Origin of the sequence: Ensifer sp. Root954, assembly GCF_001429005.1 — a bacterium.
GTDB classification, from domain to species: domain Bacteria; phylum Pseudomonadota; class Alphaproteobacteria; order Rhizobiales; family Rhizobiaceae; genus Ensifer; species Ensifer adhaerens.
The window spans coordinates 1-235 of the sequence record NZ_LMJM01000010.1 but is presented as its reverse complement, the minus strand read 5'-3'; the positions used below and the strand labels follow the sequence as shown (position 1 = coordinate 235).

Annotated in this window: 1 pseudogene; it reads right to left on the bottom strand. The window is 59.1% G+C overall.

Annotation, left to right across the window (positions count from 1 at the left end):
- Window positions 1-235: pseudogene (locus tag ASE71_RS36755) on the bottom strand (hypothetical protein); the annotation flags it as partial.

The window sequence follows — 235 nt, the reverse complement described above, 5'->3', positions numbered from 1 at the left end:
TCCCGAAACCGGTGGCGTAAGTCCCTTTTTGAACGTGAGAACGTAATTCTCGGACCCGTTATACGCCCGCTTGATTACCCCGTCGCCGGACTTCAGCGAGGTCGGATAGATCGCATCCTGCGGCCGGTTCGCCCCAAGACCGATCGCAGTGATCAAGGCACGCTGGACATAATTGGTGCCGTAGATGCCGGTCTTGGTCGTGAAGCCCCAGCCGTCGATGTCCTGTACGTCGCCG